Here is an 18527-nt window from a genome sequence, read left to right on the forward strand (position 1 = left end):
CATGACGGACCGTCAAGTGCCGGTGGCCATCGTGGGAATGTCGGTGCTGCTGCCCGGTGCCGCCGACCTCGACGCGTACTGGCGGAATCTGCTCAGCGGCACGGACGCCATCAGTGAGGTGCCGGACGGGCGTTGGGACGCGGACTACTACCGGCCGGACTCGGCGAGCGGTCCGGCCGTGGCCGACCAGGTGTACTGCCGGCGCGGCGGATTCGTGGACACGTTGGCCGAGGTCGAGGTCACCCGGTTCGGCATCATGCCGAACTCGGTGCCCGGCACCGAACCCGACCAGCTCATCGCCCTCCACGTGGCGGCTGCGGCCCTCGCGGACGCGGGAGGCGAGTCCCGACTGCCCGACCGGCGGCGCGTCGGTGTCGTGCTCGGCCGGGGCGGCTACCTCACCCCCGGCCTGGTCCGGCTCGACCAGCGAGTCCGTACGGCGGGCCAACTCGTCCGCACCCTGGGCGAGTTGCTGCCCGACCTGGACCCCGGCCAACTCGACCGTATCCGCACCGCGTTCACCGAACGGCTCGGCCCGGACAGTCCCGAGTCGGTCATCGGCCTGGTCCCGAACCTCGCGGCGTCCCGCGTCGCCAACCGCCTCGACCTGCGCGGCCCGGCGTACACGGTGGACGCGGCCTGCGCGTCCTCACTGATCGCCGTCGACCAGGCGGTCACCGAACTCGCCGCCGGGCGGTGTGACTTGATGCTCGCCGGAGGCGTGCACCACTGTCACGACATCACGTTGTGGAGCGTGTTCTCCCAGCTGCGCGCGCTCTCCCCGAGTCAGCGCATCCGCCCCTTCCACCGCGGCGCCGACGGCATCCTGATCGGCGAGGGCACGGGAGTGGTCGTCCTCAAGCGGCTCGCCGACGCCGAACGCGACGGTGACCGCGTCTACGCCGTCATCTGCGGCACCGGTGTGTCCAGCGACGGCCGCGCCGCGAGTCTCGTCAACCCCGACTCGACCGGCCAGACCCACGCCGTACGGCAGGCCTGGCAGGCGGCGGGGCTGGATCCCGCGCTGCCCGGTTCCATCGGCCTCCTTGAGGCGCACGGCACGGCGACGCCCGCCGGTGACGCGGCCGAACTGGCCACGCTGGCCGAGGTGTTCGGGGACACGGGGGCATCGGACGACCGTGCGGTGATCGGCTCCGTGAAGTCGATGATCGGTCACACGATGCCCGCCGCCGGAGTGGCCGGTCTGGTGAAGGCCGCCCTCGCCGTGCATCACGGGATGCTGCTGCCGACCCTGCACTGCGACGACCCGCATCCGGCGCTCGCGGCCACCCGGTTCCGTCCGCTGGAGAAGGCGGCACCCTGGGAGACGACTCCCGAACAGCCGGTGCGGCGGGCGGCGGTCAACGCGTTCGGCTTCGGCGGCATCAACGCGCATGTGGTGTTGGAGGAGGCACCCGGTGCGCGCGCAGCACGCTCGGCGGCGGTGGTCGTCGACGAACCGGAACGCGTGCTGATGCTCGCCGCCGACAGCCCCGAGGCTCTCGTCGCGCTGCTGGACGCCGACGACTCCGCCCTCCTGGCTGCGGGCAACCCCCCTGCCACCTCGGGCCGTTCCCGCCTCGGCATCGTCGCCCCGGACGCCAAGCGGCTCGCACTCGCCCGCCGGGCGGTGGCCAAGGGGCGGGCGTGGCAGGGCCGTAGCGATGTGTGGTTCACGCCGAGCCCGTTGATCGGGCCCGGCGCGGGCAAGCTGGCGTTCGTCTTCCCGGGCCTGGAGGGCGACTTCGCGCCCCGGGTCGAGGACGTGGCCGCGCACTTCGGTCTGCGCGAGAGCCGGTCCGCAACCCCCGCTCAGGTAGGGGATGTCGGCCGCCACGGGTTCGATGTGGTCGGCATCGGGCGACTGCTGGACGCCGCACTGCGCAAGATGGGCGTCGTACCGGACGCGGTCGCCGGACACAGCGTCGGCGAGTGGACGGCGATGACGGCCGCCGGGGTGTACTCGGCGGACGAGGTCAGCGACTTCATGGAGTCGTTCGACCCCGACTTGGTGACGGTCCCCGGCCTCGCGTTCGGTGCGATCGGTGCCCCGGCCGAGCGCGTGCTGGCGGCGCTCGCAGCCGACTGGCCGGACGCCGGGATCGTGCTCTCCCACGACAACGCGCCGGGCCAGTCGATGGTGTGCGGACCGGACAGGGCCGTGGACGAGTTCGTGCGGTCCTTCCGCGCGCAGGGTGTCCTGAGTCAGGTCCTGCCGTTCCAATCCGGCTTCCACACACCGATGTTGAAGCCCTACCTCGCGCCGATCGAGGAGGCCACGAATCGCTTCCGTCTCCATCCGCCGACGGTCCCGCTGTGGTCGGGGACGACCGCCTCGCCGTATCCCGGGGACGAGAAGGCGGTACGCGAACTCTTCATCCGCCACCTCCTGGAACCCGTGCGCTTCCGCCAACTCGTCGAGGCCATGTACACCGCCGGCCATCGCGCGTTCGTCCAGGTCGGCACGGGCCAACTCGGCTCCCTCATCGACGCCACGCTCAGTGGACGCGATCACCTGGTCGTGGCCGCCAACTCGCCCCACCGCTCCGGGCTGGCCCAACTCCGGCGCGTGGCGGTCGCGTTGTGGGCGGCGGGCGGAACAGTGGATCCGACGGCACTGGCCGCCCAGAAACCGGCGCCACGACGGGAGATGCCTCCGGTACGGCTCGACCTGGACGGCGCACTCGTGTCCCTGGACGCCCCGACCCTGGTGAAGCTGCGGGCGGAACTACGCACGCCGACCGCCGCGAACACACCGACCCTCGCCGCCCTGTCCCCCCTCGACGCACTCACCGACCGCTTCCCGGCCGCCGCCGAACTGCACGCCCTCATGCGCGACACCGCGGACACGGCCGCCCAACTCATCAGCGCGGGCAGCCGTCGTAGCGCACCGATCGCCACCGCACCCGTCCCCGCGCCCCGGGTGTCCGCCCCTGTTCCCCCGCCCCAACTCCCCACTCCCCCAAGGGAATGGCAGACCACGGTCCATGTCTCCCCCGAGTCGATGCCCTACCTCTTGGACCACTGCTTCTTCCCGCAGCGCCCCAACTGGCCGGACGTGGCGGACCGTTGGCCCGTGGTCCCCGCGACCACGATCGTCCAGCACATCATCGAGGCGGCGGAGCGGGCCGCCCCGGGCATGCGCGCGGTCGCCGTACATGACGCGAGGTTCGACCGGTGGCTGACGGCGACACCGTCGGTGGACGTGCCGGTGAAGGTGATCGCCCAAGCCCCCGACCGACTCGCCGTCTCCTTCGGCCCGCACGCCCGCGGTGTGGTCGAACTGGCCCCCGCCCACGCCACATCACCCCCACCGCACCCCCGCCTGGACCCCCGCACCGAACGCACCCCCGACCACACCGCGTCCCATCTCTACGACGAGCGCTGGATGTTCCACGGCCCGGCGTTCCAGGGCGTCACCGAACTCACCGCGATCGGCGACCGCCACGTACGCGGCGTGATCACCACGCCCTCAGCCCCCGGCGCCCTGCTCGACAACGTCGGTCAGATCCTCGGCTACTGGATCATGTCGACCCTCACCGAACGGACCGTCGTCTTCCCGGTCGGAATGCGCGAGATGCGCTTCTACGGCCCTCATCCGCGCCCCGGCACCGAGGTGGAGTGCCTGGTGCGGATCACCTCGCTCACCGACACCTCGCTCGAAGCCGACGTACAGCTCACGGTCGACGGCGAGGTGTGGGCGGACCTCACCGGCTGGCAGGACCGGCGCTTCGACAACGACCCGCAGACCAGGCCCGTCGAGCGCTTCCCGGAGCGCAACACCCTCTCCGAGTCCCGCCCCGGCGGCCGGACCCTGCTGAACGAGCGCTGGCCCGACCTCGCCTCCCGCGATTTGATCATGCGCAACTCCCTGAGCAGCGTGGAACGTTCGCAGTACGCCGAGCATCCGCCGCGCGGGCGCAGGCAGTGGTTGTTGGGGCGAATCGCGGTGAAGGACGCCGTACGGCAGTGGCTTTGGGGTCAAGGCGAGGGGCCGGTCTATCCGGCCGAGATCCGGGTCCACAACGACGAGTCGGGCCGCCCGTACGTCACCGGCCTGCACGGCCGGACCCTGCCCCCGCTGGACGTCTCGCTGGCCCACCGCGCCGAGGCCGCGGTCGCGATCGTACGGCCGCACGCCCCTGGTCCCGGCCCCGGGATCGACATCGAGGAGGTCGTGGAACGCCCCGCCACCACCCTCACCACCGCTCTCGGCGAGGAGGAACTGGCGCTCCTGCGGGCCCAGTTGACCGCCACCGGCGAGTCCGAGGCGCTGTGGTTCGCCCGCTTCTGGGCGGCGAAGGAGGCGGTCGCCAAGGCGGAGGGCACCGGGTTCCGCGGACGGCCGCGCGACTTCGCCGTCTTCCAAGTGGTCTCCGGATCACGGCTGTTGGTGTCGGGGCGCCTGGAACGCGCCTACACGGTGCACTGCGAGCCGGCCGGCAATCCCCCCAATCTGCCGGACAGGACCTACGTCGTGGCCTGGACGACGGGACCCGCGCACGAAGAGGAGTACGACCGATGACCCCCACCACCGAGGACGCCGTCCTCGCCGACCTCACCGGCATGCTGACCGCGCTCCTGGAGGACGAGTACGGCGTGGACGACGCCGAGATCACCATGACGACGACCTTCAACCGCGACCTGGAACTGGAGAGCATCGACCTGGTCACCCTGGCCGGTCTGCTCCAGGAGCACTACGGCACGAAGGTCAACTTCGCCGAGTTCCTGGCCGGAATGGAGTTCGACGAGATCATCGAACTCACCGTCGGCCGGCTCGTGGAGTACGTCGTGCAGAGCCTCAAGGCAGCCGAGGCGGGCTGAGCGATGGCGATGGTCGACACCGGTCAACTCCGGCTGCACGTACAGAGAATGAGCCCGCCCGCCGGTCGCCAGGTGACCGCCACGGCGGTGCTGGTGCACGGCCTGCTCACCGACAGCCTGGCCAGCTACTACTTCACCATCGCACCGCCGTTCGCGCTGGCCGGCGTCGACGTCGTCATGTACGACCTGCGCGGTCACGGCCGCAGCGGTCGCCCGGCCACCGGCTACACCCTCGACGACAACATCGACGACCTGGAGGCGCTGCTCGACCGCCTGGAGGTGACCGGCCCGGTCCACCTGGTCGGCAACTCCTATGGCGGGACAGTGGCGTTCGGCTACGCGGCCCGCCACCCCAAGCGCGCCGCGAGCGTCTCCCTCATCGAGTCGGAACCGGCGACCACCGCTTGGGCGCCGAAACTCGGCGGCATCCTGGACCGTGTACTGCACCAGCTGGCGCACAACGAGGACGACGCCATCGCCTGGATCAGCGCGAACCGCGGCCACAACACCGCCCGACTCGCGAAGGGCGCCGCCCGCCTGGCCCGCGAGACGTCCCTCTCTCAAGACATCCCGGCCAGCCGTGTGTTGACGGAGGATCAGATCGGGGCGGTCCACTGCCCCGTGCTCGGCATCTACGGCGGCGACTCGGACCTCGCCCTGCTCGCACCGTGGCTGGAGTCCGTGCTGCCCGACTGCCGGACCGTCGTCGTCCCCGGCCATGAGCACTCCGTGCTGGTCGAGGCGGCGGGCACGGTCGGCGGCCACATCCTCTCCCTGATCCAGGAGGCGAGCGCGACCGAGGTGGCCGTCCGGTGAGCCGCTTCCTCTTCGTCGTACCGCCGCTGGTCGGCCACATCAACCCGGCGACCGGCGTGGCCGCCGAACTCGCCGCGCGCGGCCATGAGTTGGCGTGGGCCTGCGCCGACCCCGCTCTCGTACGGCGGCTCGCGGGCGAGTCGGCGCGGGTGTTCCCGTGCGCAGGACCGGTCCCGGGCATGGACGAGGGCGTACGACCGCCGGACATCCGCGGACCGGAGGCGCTGAAGTTCCTGTGGGAGGCCTTCCTCGCGCCGCTCGCCGAGCAGATGGCGCCCGGAGTCACCGCCGCCGTCGAGGAGTTCAGGCCCGATGTGATTGTCGCCGACCAACAGGCCCTGGCCGGCGGCCTGGTGGCGGAACGTCTTGGGGTGCCGTGGGCGACCTCGGCCACCACCTCGGCAGAGTTCACCGACGTGTTCGCGGGCATCCCCAAAGTCGGCCTCTGGCTGGACGAGTTGCTGCACCGGCTCCGCACCGACCTCGGCGACCCGTCCGGCACCGGCGACCCCCGTTTCTCGCCGCATCTGGTGCTCGCGTTCAGCACCCCGGAACTCGTCGGCCCCGAAGCACGGCAGGGCGAACAGATCCGCTGGGTCGGCCCGTCGATCGCGCCCCGCCCGGCCGCGCCGGACTTCCCCTGGGACTGGCTGGACCGGTCCCGCTCCCTGGTCCTGGTCAGCCTCGGCACCGCCAACACCGATGTGGGCGCCCGCTTCCTCACCGAGTGCGTCACGGCACTGCGGGCGCGAACGGACCGCGTCCAGGCGGTGATCGCCGACCCGGGCGGCGCATTGGACCGGTCCAGCGAAGAGGACAAGGACCTCCTGGTCCTGCCCTCCATCCCCCAACTCCCGCTCCTCGAACGGGCGGACGCGGTCGTCTCCCACGCCGGGCACAACACGGTCTGCGAGGCGCTGTGGCACGGCGTCCCCCTCGTCGTGGCACCGATCCGCGACGACCAGCCGGTGATCGCCGGGCAGGTCACCGGCGCGGGTGCGGGCATCCGCGTCCGCTTCGGCCGGGTCACCGCCCCCAAGCTGGGCGCGGCGATCGACGCCGTACTCCACGAACCCGACCACCGCGCCGCGGCCGGCCGCATCCGTACGGCGTTCCGCGCGGCCGGAGGGCCCCGCGCGGCGGCGACCCACCTGGAGCAACTGGCCACCGGCGCGCCCCCGAAGGAGACCCCGTGAGCAACGAGGACGATCCCAAGCCCCCGAGCCGCAACGACCAGGTGGCGGCCCTACGGCCCACCTACCAGGCCGACTTGGCGGAGGGCCTGGACCGCTTCTTCGAACCCCGGCGCGAGACCTGCCCCTGGTGCGACTCGTCCCGGCTGCGGACCCGGCTGCGCACGAAGGACCTGATCCAGCACAAGCCCGGGACGTTCGTCCTGGACCGCTGCGAGGACTGCCGGCACACCTTCCAGAACCCCCGGCTCAGCCCGGCCGGGCTGGAGTTCTACTACAGGGACTTCTACGACGGCCTGGGCGAGAAGCAGTTGGGCAACACGTTCGCGGCCCGCACAAAGATGTACGAGCAGCGCGCGGAGTCACTCCTCCCGCACTCGCCAACCCCCAAGAACTGGCTGGACGTCGGGACGGGCCACGGTCACTTCTGCGAGTCGGCCCGCACGGTGTACCCCGACACCACCTTCGACGGCCTCGACTTCACCGACGGTGCCGAACTCGCCGAGCAGGCGGGGCGGGTGGAGCGCGGATATCGCGGCAGCTTCCCCGAGTTGGCCCCGGGTCTCTCGGGCCACTACGACGTGGTCAGCATGTTCCACTACCTGGAGCACAGCACGGAGCCCGAGCGCGAACTGGCGGCGGCCCACCAGGCCGTACGCCCCGGCGGTCACCTCCTGATCGAGGTCCCGGACCCCGACAGCCGCTACTCCCGTCTGCTGGGCCGCTGGTGGCTGCCGTGGCTCCAGCCGCAGCACCTGCACTTCATCCCGGTCGAGAACCTGCGCCGCCGACTCACCGACCTGGGCTTCACCGTCGTGGCGGAACAGCACGCGGAGCCCCACGACCCGGTCGATCTCCTGGCCGGCACCTGGCTGGCCCTGGACACGGCCGCGCCCCGCGACAACCTGCCGTGGCTGCCGAAACCCCCGACCGGACTGGCCCGTACGGGGCGCGCGGCGGTGCTGATCGCGGGGATACCGGTGCTGCTCCTTGGAACGTTCCTGGACCGGTTCGTGGTGAAGCGGCTGTCGCACCGGCTGGGGGTGTCGAACGCCTATCGGCTGGTGGCGCGGCGCGACTGAGCCATGACGCAGACGGTCAGGACAGGCTCTCCAGGGCACGGGCGACCGCGTCCGCCGTGACACCGTCGGACCGGTTGTCGAACACCAGCCGCCGGCCGTCCGCCCATTGGCACTCGTTCGCCTCGGCCGTCTTCCAGAACGTGTCCCAGTCGGCGAGCTTGGACCGGTCCCGGGCGCAGCCCCGGGCGCGGACGCGTTCGCGGGCGGTGTCCCTGTCGACCTGGACCTGGACTACGACCAACTCGACGTCGGACGGCCAGTTGTGACGGTATGTCACCTCGGCGAGATAGTCCGGCTGTTGGAAGTAGCGGCCGAACGGCGCGTCCAGGACGACCGGGCGCCCCAGCCGCAGATTGTCGGCGGCCAGGTCGAGGATCGTCGCGTATTCGAGGTCCATCACCACGGACTGGTAGTACGGGTTGAGGTCCCGCTCGTTACGGTCCGTGCCGGCGAGTTCGAGGAGCGCCTCGGTGAGACGGGTGCAGGCGGTGTCCTTGTCGATATAGGCGGCACCGCTCGACTCGGCGATCAGCCGGGCCACGCCGGTCTTGCCCGACCCGGCGGGGCCGATCACGAAGTAGACCCGTGGAGCGGTGGTCATGCGCGGCGTTCCTTCACGAAGAAGAGGTACGACAGGCCGCCGAGCAGCAGGAGTGCCCCGCCGACGAGGAAGACGTACGTGTAGTTGTTGCCCGTCGCGTCCAGGATGGCACCGGTGACGATGGGGGCCATCGCGGCGCCGAGGAAGCCGCCGAAGTTTTGGATCGCTCCAAGCGAGGCCACCTGGTGGGACTCGGCGATGTCGGAGGCCAGCGTCCACAGGCAGCCCATCGGGACCTGGGCGGCGAAGTAGCCGAGGGACAGCAGGGTGAGCGCGACCGGTGTGCTGTGGACGTACGCCACAGGGAGGACCGCAGCCGCCGCCAGCACGGCGCCGCCGACGATGGGGACCTTGCGGGAGACGACCGCGGAGTGGCCCCGGCGGATCAGCCGCCCGGAGAGCCAGCCGCCCAAGAGGACGCCGACGATGCCGCAGAGGTAGGGCAGTGAGGACAGCCAGCCGGTCTGCGAGAGGCTGAGGCCGCGGGAGGTCTGGAGGTAGCTGGGCAGCCAGGTCAGGTAGACCCACACCGTGTAGAAGATGCCGAAGGCGCCGAGGATCATGAAGTAGGTGTTGCGCTGCCGGAACAGCGCGCCCCAACTCGCGGGCTTGGCCTGCTCGTTCGCGCGGGCCTGAGCCAACTCCTCGCCCCGGATGATGGCCTGCTCGCGCAGGGTGGGGTCCCGGTACACGCGCAGCCACACCAGCATGACGAGGATGCCGAGGGCGCCCACGGCGACGAACATGCCGCGCCATCCGAACGTCAGCAGCAGTCCGGTGAGGATCGGCGGGGCGATGGCGTTGGCGATCTGCGAGCCGGTGTTGACGATGGAGATCGGCAGGGCGCGCTCGTCCTTGTTGAACCACCGCTCGTTGACCTTGAGGCTGGCCGTGAAGAACGGGGACTCGGCGACCCCGAGGGCGACCCGGGCCCCGTACAGCAGGCCGAAGGAGTGTGCGGCGGCCGTGACCATCGTCATCAGGGACCAGAGTCCGGCCGCCCAGGCGTACATCCGCTTGGGTCCGAAGCGGTCGACGAGGTAGCCGGCGGGGAGGTTGGCGATGGCGTACGGCCAGGAGAAGGCGGCGAGCAGCAGGCCCATCTCCGTTGCGTTGAGGCCGAATTCACCGGCGATGGTGGTGTTGGCGACGCTCAGAGTGGCGCGGTCGAGGTAGTTGACGACCCCGCCGATCACCAGGAGGGCGACCAGGACCCAGCGGATACGGATCGAGGCCCGGCGGGCGATGTCGCCCAGGTCGAGGGATTCGGGGGTGAGGGACTGCTGAGCCATGGAGAGCTCCTCGGTGAACCACCGTGCGGGTGTTGGGGACGTGAGGTGCGAGGACGGGGGGTGGGGATGAGCGGTGCGGGAAATGCCGTACGGGAAGCGGGAGTTACGCCCGCGCTCCCTCGATGGCGCGCAGCATCGCCGTAGCGGCATCCGTGACATGGCGGTAATTGCCGTCCGCGCGGGCGGCCTTGGTCACGAAGCTGCCGACGCCGACCGCGACGACACCGGCGTCGAACCATTCCTTGACGTTGTCGGCGGTGACGCCGCCCGCGGGCATGAGCGGGGCCTGCGGGAGCGGGGCGCGGACCGTGCGGACGTAGGCCGGGCCGACGAACTCGGCGGGGAAGAGCTTCACGATGTCGGCGCCGGCCTGCATGGTGTCGACGATCTCGGTCGGGGTGTAGGCGCCGCTGACCGTGACGGCCTGGTAGCGGTTGGCGGTGGTCAGCATCGCGGGGTTGAGGTTGGGGCTGACCAGGAGGCGGGCGCCGGCCGAGAGGCATTCGTACGCGGAGTGCTCGTCCAGGACCGTGCCGGCGCCGACGAGGATGCCGTCGTCGCCGTAGCGCTCGGAGAGCTTGTTGATGACGTCCAGCGCTCCGGGCACGGAGAGGGTGATCTCCAGGGCCCGGATGCCGCCCTCGATCGCCGCTTCCGAGACGGCGAGGGCTTCCTCGGCGCTCTCCAGGCGGACGATGAGCAGCGCGCCCGTACCGGTGATTGATTCCAGGGCGTTAAACTTTGTTACCATGGGAGCACACGTTAGAACATGAATTCACACGTTGTCACGCCCCCTGTCACACGAAGTTAGGCTGACCCCGATCCGCCGTCACGGCACCCAGGCTTCGAGGAGACGCATTGAGCAGGGCACCCCTGATCCCCGAGCAACGCCATCAGGAGCTGCTGCGCCTGCTGAGGGGCAGCGGGGTGCTGAGCATCCACGACCTGACCGCGGCGCTGAACGTCTCGCACATGACGGTGCGCCGGGACATCACCGCGCTGGAGAAGAGCGGCCAGGTGGTCTCCGTGCAGGGCGGGGTGCGGCTCGCGGACTGGACGGGCCATGTGCCGCCCCGCGAGCGGGCCTCACGCGCGGCGCTGGAGATGCCCCGTAAGCAGGCCATCGCCGGGCGGGCCGCGGAGCTCGTCGAGGACGGCATGGTCGTGTTCCTCGACGCGGGGACGACCTGTCAGTCGGTCGTGCCGTTCCTGGTCGGCCGCAAGGACCTCACCGTCGTCACCAACGACTTCCACGCCGTGCTCGCCCTGTGCGAACTGCCCTCCGTGCACACGGTCCACACCGGCGGCGAGGTCGACGTGTCGAGCGGTTCGAGCAGCGGGCCCCTCGCCGCCAGGACGGTCGGCGCGCTCAATCTCGACCTCGCCTTCCTGAGCGCCGGGTCCTGGGACCTGGCCCACGGCATCACGAGTTTCTCGATGGACAAGGTGCTGCTCAAGCAGGCGGTGATGGCGGCGGCCGGCTCGGTCGCGCTGCTCGCCGACAGTACGAAGTGGGGCACGGTGGAGCGGTTCAACGTGACCACGCTCGACCGGCTCGACACCGTCGTGACCGACGCGGGCCTGCCGTCGACCGTGGTCGACCGCATCGCGGAAGAGGGCCCTGCGGTGCTCCGCACGGGCTGAATACCGACCGAGTGGCGGCCGAGTAGTGCCCGAGTACCGGCTGACCCCCATTGAATGAAGCATTCACCGCGTCTAGCATCACTCGGTGATTCCAGCAATTCCCGTCTGACTCTCGCTCGTTGACGGGGGACGTGACGACGACGAGCGGCCGTGGCCCTGTTCCGGGGGCTCCGGCCGCTCGTCCACAGGGTCTCAACTCAGCTCGCGGTACGCCGAATTCGCCCCTCGTACCGCTTCTCCAGCTCCAGGTTGCCCTCGAAGCCGCCGGGCACATTGGCCGAGACGTACACCGGCGGGCGCTCCCCCGAGGCGAGCAGCCGGGCCGCCGCCTCCGCGACCGACAGCTGGACGAGCATCGCGCCGGTGAGCGTGGACAGGGCGCAGACGGCGCCGCCCGTGGGGAGTTCGAGGAGGGCGTCGCCGCGCGGGGCCGCGTTGTCGAGGACGACGTCGGCGAGGTCGGCGAGCTTCTTGCCGCTCGGGTGACCGGCCGGGACCGCGCGGGTGTGGGCGAGCGAGGTGATGGCCAGAAGGCGGTGGCCGCGTTCCTTCACCCGCAGGGCCATCTCCACGATCACCTTGTTCACACCGGAGTTGGAGATGATCACGAAGAGATCCTCGGGGCGGGGCGCCGCGAGGTCGTAGAGGCGCTCGGCGACCCCTGCCTGGCGCTCCAGCAGCGGGTCGTCGAGGACGCTGGGGGCGTCGCCGCCGTAGAGGACTAGGTCGGCGATGCTCAGGCGGTTGGTGGGCACCAATCCTCCGGCTCTGCCCGCGAGTTCGAGGACCATGGCCTGGGAGTGGCCGGTGCCGAAGGCCTGGATGACGCCGTCCGTGCGGACGCACTCCGCGATCAGTTCGGCGGCTCTGGACACGGTGTCCCGGCTGGATTCGGTGATGTGCTGGAGGACGGCCAGGCTCTCGCGCGCGAAGATCTCGGCGCTTACGGACTCGGCGGACACGCGATTCTCCCCACCGGTGGATCAAACCACCTGTTCTTCCTAGATCAATGAATCAATAAATCACACACGGTCCTGGTATTCAATCGATGGCCTGTGAGGTGGCTGATACCTTCTCCCCATGCCCCCGACCGACGTCACCACCCTCATCCGCACCGAGCTGCCCCGACTGGCCGGCTCACTGAGGAAGGTCGGCGAGCTGATCCTGGAGGATCCGGCCGCCGTCACCCACTGTTCGGCCGCCGAGCTGGGTCGCCGCACCGGCACTTCGCAGGCCACGGTGACCCGGTTCTGCCGGGCGGTCGGCCTCGACTCCTACCAGCATCTGCTGATCGAACTGGCCCAGGAGCGCGGTCGCGGCGAGGTCTCCGACTGGGGTACCGCCGAGATCGGCCCGGACATCTCCCCGGACGACGATCTGGAGCGGGTCGTGCAGGTCGTGGGCAGCGCGGACCTCCGCGCGGTGCAGCAGACGATCGACCGGATCGACCTCGACGCGGTGGAGCGCGCGGCCACGGCCGCGGCCCGCGCCCGGCGCATCGACGTCTACGGCACCGGCGGCAGCGGGGCGATCGCCCAGGAGACCGAGACCCGGCTGTTCCGCATCGGCTGCGCGGTGCGCGGCTGGACCGAGGTGCACGCCGCCGCCACCTCCGCGGCCCTGCTCACCCCGGCGGACGTGGCCATCGGCATCTCCCACTCCGGTTCGACGCGCGAGACCATCGAACCGTTCGAACTGGCCAAGGAACGCGGCGCCACCACCATCGCCCTCACCTCCGACCCGCGCTCACCGCTGGCCCGCGCCGCCGACATCCGGCTCATCTCCTCGTCCTCGGCGACCAGTTTCCCCACCGGCATCATCGGCGCCCGCCACTCGGTGCTGGTCCTCATCGACTGTCTCTACGTCCGTATCGCGCAGCTCTCCTACCAGCGCGCGAGCGCCTCGCTGGCCCTCACCGACCACATCGCCGGGGAGCACACGGTGAAGTCCCGCAGGGGCCGGTGATCTGAACCCGGACCGGCCGTGATCTCGGCCGAGTCTGCATGGATGAACCACCGAAGTTACGCGGGGATGGTTGTTTGAATCATCTTCGCGGTGTCAGGATGGGCGCTCCGCCGAGCCTCTGGTAGGAGACCCATGCGCGTCACCGCTGCTCTGTCGACCGAGTTGTTCGTCGGCACCGCCGAGCATCCGCTCCAGGTGGTGGCCGTCGAGCTGGCCCATGTCCCCGGCCGGCCGGTCCGCCTCACGGTCGAGGGCCCCGGCCTGCACGGCACCGCGGAGACGGTCGTGGGCGAGGACGGCACCGCGCGCGCCGAGATACCCGTGACTACAGACCTCGCGCCCGGCGAGCGGTGCACGATCGAGGTGACGGCGGCCGACGACGACCAACTGGCCACGTGCAGCGCCGAGTTCACGGCCGCCGAGCCCGGCTGGACCATGTTCATGGTCAGCCACTTCCACTACGACCCCGTCTGGTGGAACACACAGGGCGCCTACACCGAGACCTGGGACGTGGCAGACGACCCGGCCACGACCGGCCTCCCGGCCCGCACCTTCGACTCCCGCGGCCAGTCCGGCATGAGCCTGGTCCGGGCCCACTGCGACCTGGCCCGCCGCGACCCCGCGTACACCTTCGTGCTGGCCGAGGTCGACTACCTCAAGCCGTACTGGGACGCCTTCCCCGAAGAACGGGCTTTTCTACGGGAGTTGATCCGCACCCGCCGGGTCGAGATCATGGGCGGCACCTACAACGAGCCCAACACCAACCTCACCGGCGCCGAGGCGACCGTACGCAACGCCCTGTACGGGGACGGCTTCCAGCGCGGCATCCTGGGCGCCACCCCTGAAACCGCCTGGCAGTTGGACGCGTTCGGGCACGATCCGCAGTTCCCGGGGCTGATGGCGGACGCCGGAGTCACCTCCAGCTCGTGGGCGCGCGGCCCGTTCCACCAGTGGGGGCCGACGCTGTCCGTGTTCGGCGAGGAGCCCCGCGACCCCCAACGCATGCAGTTCCCGGCCGAGTTCAGCTGGATCGCCCCGTCCGGGCGCGGGCTGCTCACGGCCTACATGGTCAACCACTACGGCGCGGGCTGGGCGATCGACAACGCCCCCACACTCCCCGAGGCCGAAGCGGCTGCACTCAAACTCTTCAAGGGGCTGAAGAAGGTCGCGCTCACCCGCAACGTGCTGCTCCCGGTCGGCGGTGACTACGCGCCGCCGTGCCGCTGGGTGATGGACATCCACCGCGACTGGAACGCCCGTTACGTCTGGCCGCGCTTCGTCAGCGCGATCCCTCGGGACTTCTTCGCCGCCGTCCGCGCCCAGTTGGACGAGGAGGGCCGCAAGGCGTCCCCGCAGACCCGGGACATGAACCCGATCTACACCGGCAAGGACGTCTCCTACATCGACACCAAGCAGGCCCAGCGCTACGGCGAGACACTCCTCGCCGACGCCGAGGCCTGGGCGACCCTCGCCTCCCTCGTCGCCCAACACCCCTACCCCGACGCGGCGTTGGACAAGGCCTGGCGACAGCTCATCTACGGCGCCCACCACGACGCCATCACCGGCTCCGAGTCGGACCAGGTGTACATCGACCTGATGACCGGCTGGCGCGAGCTGTACGACCTGGCGGAGGCGGTGCACGCCGACGCGACGGAGGCCATCGCGGGGAAGGTCGCCCAACTCCCGGGTGCGACAAATGACTTGGTCGTGTTCAACGCGGCGACCTGGGAGCGCCGGGACGTCCTGACGGTCGCCGACCCGGGCCGCGTCCCGCTGGACGACACCGGCCTGCCCCTGCCCGCCGTACGCGAGGGCGACCGACTCCGCGTCGTCGTACCGGACGTGCCCGGTATGGGCCTCAAGGCCCTCCCGCTCGCGGAGGGTTCGGTACCCGAGTGGACGAGCGGCGATGGCCTCACCATCCGCAACGAGTTCTACGAGCTGACGGTCGACCCCGCGCGAGGTGGCGGCGTGAGTTCCCTGCGCGAACTCGCCGAGGACAGCCGGGAGTTGCTGCGCGCCGGTGACATCGGCAACGAACTCGTCGTACAGGAGGAGTACGCGCGGCACCCGCGCTTCGGCGAGGGGCCGTGGCATCTCACGCCGACCGGGACCACCGCCGCACGCAGCCGGGACGTCACCGCCGACATCGATGTCCAGCACTCCCCCGCCGGTTCACGCATCACCGTCACCGCCGACCTCGGACTGTTCCGGTACACCCAACGGCTGACGCTGTGGGCGGGAGTCCCGCGACTCGATGTGACGACCACCGTCGACGGGTACGACGGCGCCGACCGGCTGATCCGGGTGCGCTGGCCGTCCGACGTGACCGGCGGACTGCCGGTGCACGAGGTGGCGGACGCGGTGATCGGGCGCGGGTTCGGGTTCGTGGAGGTGGACAGCGAGCAGTTCCCGTGGACGCTCGACAACCCGGCCAACACCTGGTTCGGGCTGGGGTCCACCGCGCGGGTCGCGGTGCGGGACGAGTCGGGGCGGCTGCTGGGGCACCGGTCGATCGGTGTCGCCGAACTCGTCTACGTCGACTGGGACGAGGCCGGTGAACTCGGTGCCCCGCTCGCGGCTGCGCTGGTCCGCGCCGGGGTCACCGCGACCTCGACGATCGCCGGCGGCCCGCGCTACGGCGACCTCGAAGTCGACTCCAATCTCCCGGACTTCCGGATCGCCGTGGGTGCGCCCGAGCGCAACTCCGTGGTCGCCGAGGCCCTCGGCTGGGATCCGGCCGCCGGACGCGAGCTGCGCCGGCAACTGGCCGAGCGGGGCGTGGCGACGGTGTGGGTCGCGCCGCGTGCCGGGCTACGCGAGGAATGGGTCCCCGGCGCCGACCTGCGCGACCTCGAACGGCTGCCGCTGCTCGTGGTGGCCGGCGCCCGCCCCGAGGACGACGCCAAGGCCGTGGACGCGCTGATCGCCGACCTCAACGACGCGGTCCTCACGGCCACGGCGGCGGGCGGCTGCGAGGCCCTGCCGCCGGGTGACGCGTGGGACGGCCGCAGCTTCGCCGTCCTGAACCGGGGCACGCCCGGCTGTGTCGTCACCTCCTCCGGCGACCTCTACATGTCCCTCATGCGCTCCTGCACCGGCTGGCCCTCCGGCATCTGGGTCGACCCGCCCCGCCGCACGGCACCGGACGGCTCCGCCTTCCAACTCCAGCGCTGGACCCACGAGTTCGAGTACGCGGTGGTCGGGAGCGCCGGTGACTGGCGGGAGGCGCGACTCCCGCAGGCCGGACACGAGTTCAACCACCCGCTGACGGCCCGCCTGCGGACCTCCGCCCAACAGGGCACCCTGCCAAGGAAGTTTGCCCTGTTCGCCCTGGAACCGGCGGGCGAGGTCGTCCTCGACGCCCTCAAGCCGCTCGGCTCGCCGCTGGCCCGGGGCGGCACGGTGCCGGTCGACCCGGGGCGAGGTGTCGTCGTACGGATGCACGAGGTGAACGGGCGGCCGGTGCGGGCCCGGATACGCGGGCCGCGCGACTGGGCCGAGGGCGCCCGCGCCGACGTACTGGAGGCGCCCGGCGAGCAGTTGGCACCGGAGCGGGACGGCGGGCTCGCCCTAGACCTGACCGGATTCGAGGTCGCCACGGTACTGGCCACGCCCGAAGAAGGCACCGACTCCTCAACCGGCCCCGGAACAGCGGCACATGAGCCCGCGCAGCCCGTCCACACCCGCTACTGGCTCCACAACTCCGGCCCCGCGCCCCGCGGGAACATACCGGTGTCCGTGTACCTCTCCCCCGGCACGCTCACCGTGTCAGGACCCGTCACCGCGACCGTCCGGGTCGGCTCGGAACTCACCGACGCGCCGGTGTCGGGCACGGTGAGTGTCGAGGTCCCGCCCGGCTGGACCGCCGAGCCCGCCGAACTCCCGTACGCGCTGGGCCCGGGCGGGTTCACGATGGCCGAGGTGACCGTGACACCACCGCCGGAACCGGAACCCGGCCGGCACTGGCTCGCGGCCCGGTTGTCGTACGGCGGGCAGACGTACGAGGACGTCGTGGCGCTGGATGTGGCGGGCGGGCAGCACGGTCCAACGCTCGCGTCCGGGCTGGGAGTTGAACGGATCAGCGTGCGGGTGGGTGAGCGGGTCCAGGTTCCGGTGACCGTCCGCAACACCACCCGTGGGCCCATCAACGGCACCCTCTGGGCCGTCTCCTCGTGGGGCACCTGGGCTGGTGTCGAGCCGGGTTGCCAGGGGTTCACGGTGGCCGGAGGCGCGGAACAAGAGTGCCTCATCGAGGTGGACGGCTCCGCGGTGCCGCCGGGGTCGTACTGGCTGCTCGCGAAGGTCGCCTGGCACGGCTGTGTCGCCTACACGGAGGCCGTGGCGCTGGAGGTGACGCCGTGACGGAGCACGCGGCCGTGGTGCGGGGTGCGGCCATCGGCAAGAAACGGGTGGACGCGCTGCTGGCGGCCGTACCCGCCCGGGATCGGGAGAGCACCCGGCCCGAGGCGCTCGCGCGGGCCGAGCGGCAGCGACGGCGTTGGGCGACCCAGGTGGTGGTCATCGACGAACTGGCTCAACGGGCGTGTGGGGAACGGGGGTTGAAGCCCCCGGCGGAGGTGTCGCCGGATCGGGTGCTCGCCGTCGCCGAGACCGACGTAGCGGATCTCGGCAGTATCGTCGCGGCGGCGCTCGCGCACTCCCCGGCCGCCCGGCTGCTGCTGGCCGAGCTGGAGGGCGAGCAGGAGGTCGCGGAGGACGCCGTACGGGACTACTACGACCGCAACCGGGACCGCTTCCTCACCGCGGAGGCGCTACGGCGTGGTGTCAACCCGTTCGGCGGGACGACATCGGAGGACTTCCTGCCGTACGGGCAGGCCCGTGAGGGTGTCGCGCGGGAGTTGCGGCGGGCCGCGGGGCGGCGCGCCTTCTTCGGCTGGTTGGACCAGGCCAAGGTCGGAGTCGTGTATGCCGTGGGTCATGAGCACCCCGGCGACCCGGCGCACCCGGACCACGAGCACCGGCACTGATCACTCCCGGAACCTAAAAGCAACATGAGAACCCATTGACCTCCGATGAATTCTGGTCCACCTTTTCATCAATCGGAGTCGAAGTTGGTTAATTGAACCAGCTGTTGGCTGATGCTCAG

Annotated in this window: 13 protein-coding genes; 9 read left to right on the forward strand and 4 right to left on the reverse strand. The window is 71.0% G+C overall.

The genetic code is table 11. The features are described from left to right. Position 1 precedes the first annotated feature (1 nt). The 5 genes from AB0I69_RS11460 to AB0I69_RS11480 are packed head-to-tail and all read left to right on the forward strand — an operon-like array spanning position 2 to position 7915. Positions 2-4525: a beta-ketoacyl synthase N-terminal-like domain-containing protein gene (locus AB0I69_RS11460; protein ID WP_363095371.1), complete on the forward strand. Its 4524-nt coding sequence runs from the start codon at positions 2-4 to the stop codon at positions 4523-4525. Next, on the forward strand, positions 4522-4824 hold the full coding sequence (locus tag AB0I69_RS11465; protein ID WP_363095372.1) for an acyl carrier protein: 303 nt from the start codon (positions 4522-4524) through the stop codon (positions 4822-4824). The genes AB0I69_RS11460 and AB0I69_RS11465 overlap by 4 nt, the downstream gene beginning before the upstream one ends. 3 nt (positions 4825-4827) lie before the next feature. Further along, positions 4828-5640 (forward strand): alpha/beta fold hydrolase, encoded by an 813-nt coding sequence (locus tag AB0I69_RS11470; protein WP_363095373.1) that lies wholly within the window; start codon positions 4828-4830, stop codon positions 5638-5640. Continuing rightward, on the forward strand, positions 5637-6836 hold the full coding sequence (locus tag AB0I69_RS11475) for a glycosyltransferase (protein ID WP_363095374.1): 1200 nt from the start codon (positions 5637-5639) through the stop codon (positions 6834-6836). The genes AB0I69_RS11470 and AB0I69_RS11475 overlap by 4 nt, the downstream gene beginning before the upstream one ends. Further along, positions 6833-7915 carry a class I SAM-dependent methyltransferase gene (locus AB0I69_RS11480; RefSeq protein WP_363095375.1) on the forward strand — a complete coding sequence of 361 codons (1083 nt, stop codon included), beginning with the start codon at positions 6833-6835 and terminating at the stop codon, positions 7913-7915. The genes AB0I69_RS11475 and AB0I69_RS11480 overlap by 4 nt, the downstream gene beginning before the upstream one ends. A gap of 16 nt (positions 7916-7931) precedes the next feature. Here AB0I69_RS11480 and AB0I69_RS11485 read toward each other — a convergent pair whose 3' ends face one another. The 3 genes from AB0I69_RS11485 to eda all read right to left on the reverse strand — a co-directional run bounded on the left by AB0I69_RS11485 (position 7932) and on the right by eda (position 10559). Further along, positions 7932-8516 carry an AAA family ATPase gene (locus tag AB0I69_RS11485; protein ID WP_363095376.1) on the reverse strand — a complete coding sequence of 195 codons (585 nt, stop codon included), beginning with the start codon at positions 8514-8516 and terminating at the stop codon, positions 7932-7934. Then, positions 8513-9808: an MFS transporter gene (locus AB0I69_RS11490; RefSeq protein WP_363095377.1), complete on the reverse strand. Its 1296-nt coding sequence runs from the start codon at positions 9806-9808 to the stop codon at positions 8513-8515. The genes AB0I69_RS11485 and AB0I69_RS11490 overlap by 4 nt, the downstream gene beginning before the upstream one ends. Positions 9809-9911: 103 nt before the next feature. Continuing rightward, entirely contained in the window at positions 9912-10559 is a 648-nt protein-coding gene (gene eda / locus AB0I69_RS11495) for a bifunctional 4-hydroxy-2-oxoglutarate aldolase/2-dehydro-3-deoxy-phosphogluconate aldolase (RefSeq protein WP_363095378.1), read from the reverse strand. Between the two features lie 107 nt (positions 10560-10666). Here eda and AB0I69_RS11500 point away from each other — a divergent pair, with 107 nt between their 5' ends. Continuing rightward, positions 10667-11452 carry a DeoR/GlpR family DNA-binding transcription regulator gene (locus AB0I69_RS11500; RefSeq protein ID WP_363095379.1) on the forward strand — a complete coding sequence of 262 codons (786 nt, stop codon included), beginning with the start codon at positions 10667-10669 and terminating at the stop codon, positions 11450-11452. A 197-nt stretch (positions 11453-11649) separates the two neighbouring features. On the opposite strand, the gene AB0I69_RS11505 is transcribed toward AB0I69_RS11500, so the two are convergent. Further along, positions 11650-12414 carry an SIS domain-containing protein gene (locus AB0I69_RS11505; RefSeq protein WP_363095380.1) on the reverse strand — a complete coding sequence of 255 codons (765 nt, stop codon included), beginning with the start codon at positions 12412-12414 and terminating at the stop codon, positions 11650-11652. 118 nt (positions 12415-12532) lie between these two features. Here AB0I69_RS11505 and AB0I69_RS11510 point away from each other — a divergent pair, with 118 nt between their 5' ends. From AB0I69_RS11510 to AB0I69_RS11520, 3 genes are all read left to right on the forward strand, one after another. Further along, positions 12533-13417 carry a MurR/RpiR family transcriptional regulator gene (locus AB0I69_RS11510; RefSeq protein ID WP_363095381.1) on the forward strand — a complete coding sequence of 295 codons (885 nt, stop codon included), beginning with the start codon at positions 12533-12535 and terminating at the stop codon, positions 13415-13417. A 132-nt stretch (positions 13418-13549) separates the two neighbouring features. After that, the gene (locus tag AB0I69_RS11515) at positions 13550-17782 is read left to right on the forward strand and encodes an NEW3 domain-containing protein (protein WP_363095382.1); all 4233 of its coding nucleotides are present in this window, start codon (positions 13550-13552) and stop codon (positions 17780-17782) included. Beyond that, on the forward strand, positions 17779-18408 hold the full coding sequence (locus tag AB0I69_RS11520; RefSeq protein ID WP_363095383.1) for a peptidyl-prolyl cis-trans isomerase: 630 nt from the start codon (positions 17779-17781) through the stop codon (positions 18406-18408). The genes AB0I69_RS11515 and AB0I69_RS11520 overlap by 4 nt, the downstream gene beginning before the upstream one ends. Positions 18409-18527: the final 119 nt, after the last annotated feature.

This window comes from Streptomyces sp. NPDC050508, from assembly GCF_040655155.1.
Classification (GTDB): Bacteria; Actinomycetota; Actinomycetes; order Streptomycetales; family Streptomycetaceae; genus Streptomyces.

What these genes read in the sequence shown, in the direction of transcription:
- AB0I69_RS11460 (WP_363095371.1), top strand. Translation starts at nt 2, where the DNA reads ATGACGGACCGTCAAGTGCCGGTGGCCATCGTGGGAATGTCGGTGCTG.
- AB0I69_RS11465 (WP_363095372.1), top strand. Translation starts at nt 4,522, where the DNA reads ATGACCCCCACCACCGAGGACGCCGTCCTCGCCGACCTCACCGGCATG.
- AB0I69_RS11470 (WP_363095373.1), top strand. Translation starts at nt 4,828, where the DNA reads ATGGCGATGGTCGACACCGGTCAACTCCGGCTGCACGTACAGAGAATG.
- AB0I69_RS11485 (WP_363095376.1), bottom strand. Translation starts at nt 8,516, where the DNA reads ATGACCACCGCTCCACGGGTCTACTTCGTGATCGGCCCCGCCGGGTCG.
- AB0I69_RS11490 (WP_363095377.1), bottom strand. Translation starts at nt 9,808, where the DNA reads ATGGCTCAGCAGTCCCTCACCCCCGAATCCCTCGACCTGGGCGACATC.
- eda (WP_363095378.1), bottom strand. Translation starts at nt 10,559, where the DNA reads ATGGTAACAAAGTTTAACGCCCTGGAATCAATCACCGGTACGGGCGCG.
- AB0I69_RS11510 (WP_363095381.1), top strand. Translation starts at nt 12,533, where the DNA reads ATGCCCCCGACCGACGTCACCACCCTCATCCGCACCGAGCTGCCCCGA.
- AB0I69_RS11515 (WP_363095382.1), top strand. Translation starts at nt 13,550, where the DNA reads ATGCGCGTCACCGCTGCTCTGTCGACCGAGTTGTTCGTCGGCACCGCC.